Origin of the sequence: Oceanisphaera sp. (genome assembly GCF_052084945.1) — a bacterium.
Lineage (GTDB): Bacteria > Pseudomonadota > Gammaproteobacteria > Enterobacterales > Aeromonadaceae > Oceanimonas.
Genome location: NZ_JBQDEX010000167.1, coordinates 1 through 3,912, shown reverse-complemented (window position 1 = coordinate 3,912; position 3,912 = coordinate 1). Strand labels below are relative to the sequence as shown.

The following is a 3,912-nucleotide window of genomic DNA, read 5'->3' as shown; positions in this document are numbered from 1 at the left end:
CATGCTGTGCCCTTCTAATTGGCTGCCAACCACTGTTGCCTCAGGATCGGATAGCTTCACTTGCAACTGAAAAGGTGACTCGGGTTGTAGTTTATCAGCTGTTAATTGAGCTGTGACAACTAAGCCGCCCTGCTGCTGCACACATTTATTGTCACTTATATCACAGTAATCATTATTCACTGGTGCTAACTCTGCTGCTGCACGCGTTTCCTCATTTGTCGCAGTTTTAAACCAAAAAGCGGCCAGCAATACCACTAATACAAGGATGATTTGACCAAGTTTTGCTTTGGTTAGCTTGTCTTTCATGCTTCATTTTCCCTTATTTTTCTCATAATTTATCGCCCTGCTTGATCTTGATCAAGGTAGTTTTTTATTGGCTGATGAGTCAGTCGAAGTGGTAATCATATTACTGTTTATACTGTTATTTTTGTTGCCAGTCATTTATCATCTGTTTCGCAGCCAGCCTTCTTGGCCTCTTATTTTCCGCTTTGTTAGCTTTATTAACAATGGCTTAACGTAAGTGAACAAGAAAGCAGCGCTGTAAACAAAAGAAAGCGGTTGTCTTCAAATCTTCCGAGGTGTTCGCATTGTGTGAACACAAACCTGATAACAGCAGTGGAAGCGGAACTATAACGATGAGTCAAACTAATAATCAACCAAACTACAATTATACTGTAGTTCGCCAGTTTACAGTCATGACTGTAATCTGGGGCATTGTGGGTATGTCGGTAGGCGTGCTAATTGCAGCACAGCTTATTTGGCCTGCTCTCAACTTCGAAACGCCCTGGCTAACCTATAGCCGTTTGCGTCCTCTACATACTAACGCGGTTATTTTTGCGTTTGGTGTGAGTGCGCTAATGGGTACCTCCTTCTATGTCGTGCAGCGCACGTGTCAAGTTCGCCTCTTTGGTGGCAAGTTGGCATCGTTCGTGTTCTGGGGCTGGCAGCTTATAATTCTTTCGGCAATAATTTCTTTGCCATTGGGTTATACCTCCACCAAAGAATACGCCGAGCTAGAGTGGCCAATTGATATTGCCATTGCCATAGTATGGGTAGCGTACGCAACAGTGTTCTTTGGAACCCTGTATAAACGTGCAACTTCGCATATTTATGTTGCAAACTGGTTCTACGGTGGGTTTATTTTAACCATTGCCGTATTGCACATTGTAAACAGCTTAGCTATTCCTGTGAGTGGCATGAAGTCTTACTCTGTGTATGCCGGTGCAGCCGATGCCATGGTTCAGTGGTGGTATGGTCATAACGCCGTAGGCTTCCTGCTAACGGCAGGTTTCTTAGGCATGATGTACTACTTTGTTCCTAAGCAATCTGGACGTCCGGTTTATTCTTACCGTCTGTCTATTGTGCACTTTTGGGCGCTAATCACCCTGTACATTTGGGCCGGTTCTCACCACTTGCACTATACTGCCCTGCCCGACTGGGCTCAGTCTTTGGGTATGGTGATGTCGCTTATCTTATTCGTTCCTTCTTGGGGCGGTATGATTAACGGTATTATGACGCTGTCTGGTGCTTGGCATAAACTACGCTATGACCCTATCTTGCGCTTCTTAATCGTATCACTGTCGTTTTACGGTATGTCTACGTTTGAAGGCCCAATGATGGCGATTAAAACCGTTAACGCCTTATCTCACTACACTGACTGGACCGTAGGTCACGTTCACTCTGGCGCATTAGGCTGGGTGGCCATGATTTCTATTGGTGCTGTGTATCACTTAATTCCTAACTTGTTCGGCCAAGGTCGCATGTACAGCATTAAGTTGATCAACACGCACTTCTGGTTAGCAACTATTGGTACTGTGCTTTACATCGTATCTATGTGGATCAGTGGTGTGATGCAGGGTCTAATGTGGCGTGCAGTGAACGACGATGGCACCTTGACTTACAGCTTTGTTGAAAGTCTACAAGCCTCGTACCCGTTCTACTTTGTACGTTTCTTGGGCGGCTGCTTCTTCTTGTTTGGTATGTTACTGATGGCGTATAACGCTTACCGTACCATCAATGCGCCAAAAGGCTCATTGCAAGCCATTCCACAACCGGCATAAGGAGACTTGTGAATGAAAAATTCTAAAAACCGTCACGAGTTTCTCGAAACTAAGACGACTTGGCTGATCATTTTCACTGTGATCGCAATCAGCTTTGGCGGTATGGTCGAGATAATTCCCCTGCTCTTTCAACAGCAAACGAATGAGCCTGTTGAGGGCCTGCGCCCTTATACAGCGCTAGAAATGGAAGGTCGTGATCTGTATATCCGTGACGGGTGCCATGTGTGCCACAGTCAAATGATCCGCCCATTCCGTGCTGAAACTGAGCGTTATGGTAAGTATTCTTTAGCTGGTGAACAGGTTTGGGAACACCCATTCTTGTGGGGCTCTAAGCGTACCGGTCCTGATTTGGCTCGTGTAGGCGGTCGTTACTCTGATGAATGGCACCGTGTGCACTTGATGAACCCGCGTGATGTTGTGCCTGAATCGAACATGCCTGGTTTCCCTTGGTTAGAAACCAATGTGTTAGATGGCAAAGATACAGCCGCTAAGTTAAGACTGTTCCGCGATAGTTTCGGTGTTCCTTATACCGATGCAGATATTGAAGGTGCTGAAGAAGCCGTTAAGGGTAAAACCGAAATGGACGCAATCGTCGCTTATCTGCAATCGCTGGGTCACGCCCTTAAATAACCGGAGTCGATTATGGATTTCAGTACCCTTGATGCATTAAAACCTACTCTTATTAGCTTTCAGACTTTGCTGTTGTTTGTAATGTTTATTGGTCTGGTTATATGGGCTTATAGTAAACGGCGTAAACATAAGTTTGATGCGATTGCCAATTCCATTCTGGATGATGAAGACGTGGTGAGTAGCGCCTCTCAGGGCACTGGGCAGGATCGCGCAGGAGCTAATAAAGAATGAATACTTTTTTAAGTGTATTTGTCACCGTCATCAGCTTAGGCACCATTTTTGGTTGTTTAGCACTGTTGATTTGGTGTTCACGCGACAAAATGGGTATGGAAGAAGGTGCGCCTACCGGTCACACCTATGATGGCATTACTGAATTAAATAACCCACTGCCTAAGTGGTGGAGCTATTTATTCGTATTTATGGTGGTGTTTTCGCTAGCATACCTGGCTTTATACCCAGGCTTGGGTAACTTTAAAGGCCTGTTGGGCTGGACAAGTTCTAACCAAGATGTACGTTCACTCGAGGAATACAACGAGGCGGCTGAGCTGGCTCGAACCGAAGAGTTGTTTGTACAATATGACCGTGAAATGATCAAAGCCGATGAAGTCTTTGGTGCTAAATTTCGTGAGTTGACCTATCAAGCAGACGGTGAGACTTATCGCCCTATTGCTGATATTGCACAAAACGAAGAAGCGACCCAAGTAGGCCAGCGTTTGTTCTTACAAAACTGTGCCCAGTGTCATGGCTCTGATGCCCGTGGTGGCCGTGGTTTCCCTAACCTAACCGATGATGATTGGTTATGGGGTGGTGAGCCTGAGCAAATTAAAACCACATTAATGCATGGTCGCCAAGGCGTAATGGCCTCTTGGGAAGCCATGCTAGGTGATGAGGGTGTTCGTGAAGTCGCCTCTTATGTACTGAGCTTGTCTGGCCGTAAAGTTGACGCGGTAGAAGCACAAAAAGGCCAAGCTCGCTTTGCCGTATGTGCTGCGTGTCATGGGCCTGAAGGTAAAGGACAAATTGCGATGGGTGCCCCTAACTTAACCGATAATATCTGGTTATATGGTGGCTCTCGTGCAGCAGTTGAAGATACGATTCGTCACGGCCGTCACGGTGTGATGCCCGCTTGGAAAGACATTTTAGGCGAAGACAAAATTCAATTATTGTCTGCCTATGTGTACAGCCTAAGCAATAATAAGTAAGCCCTTTTGGGTTTAGATGA

At 45.8% G+C, this 3,912-nt stretch carries 4 protein-coding genes and 1 pseudogene; 4 read left to right on the top strand and 1 reads right to left on the bottom strand.

Annotated features, from left to right (window positions below; all coding sequences use genetic code 11):
- Window positions 1-306: pseudogene (locus ACTHY5_RS11505) on the bottom strand (hypothetical protein); the annotation flags it as partial.
- 329 nt (window positions 307-635) lie between these two features.
- Here ACTHY5_RS11505 and ccoN point away from each other — a divergent pair.
- Genes ccoN through ccoP form a run of 4 tightly spaced genes read left to right on the top strand, consistent with a single transcriptional unit; the run spans window position 636 to window position 3,892 of the window.
- Window positions 636-2,060, top strand: coding sequence for a cytochrome-c oxidase, cbb3-type subunit I (gene ccoN / locus ACTHY5_RS11500; protein ID WP_441879784.1), 1,425 nt, complete (start codon window positions 636-638; stop codon window positions 2,058-2,060).
- A gap of 12 nt (window positions 2,061-2,072) precedes the next feature.
- A complete protein-coding gene (gene ccoO, locus ACTHY5_RS11495) occupies window positions 2,073-2,690 on the top strand; it encodes a cytochrome-c oxidase, cbb3-type subunit II (protein ID WP_441879781.1) in 618 nt (205 codons plus the stop codon).
- Window positions 2,691-2,702: 12 nt separating this feature from the next.
- The gene (locus ACTHY5_RS11490) at window positions 2,703-2,921 is read left to right on the top strand and encodes a cbb3-type cytochrome oxidase subunit 3 (protein ID WP_441879779.1); all 219 of its coding nucleotides are present in this window, start codon (window positions 2,703-2,705) and stop codon (window positions 2,919-2,921) included.
- The gene (gene ccoP / locus ACTHY5_RS11485) at window positions 2,918-3,892 is read left to right on the top strand and encodes a cytochrome-c oxidase, cbb3-type subunit III (RefSeq protein WP_441879778.1); all 975 of its coding nucleotides are present in this window, start codon (window positions 2,918-2,920) and stop codon (window positions 3,890-3,892) included. The genes ACTHY5_RS11490 and ccoP overlap by 4 nt, the downstream gene beginning before the upstream one ends.
- The last annotated feature ends 20 nt before the right edge of the window (window positions 3,893-3,912 follow it).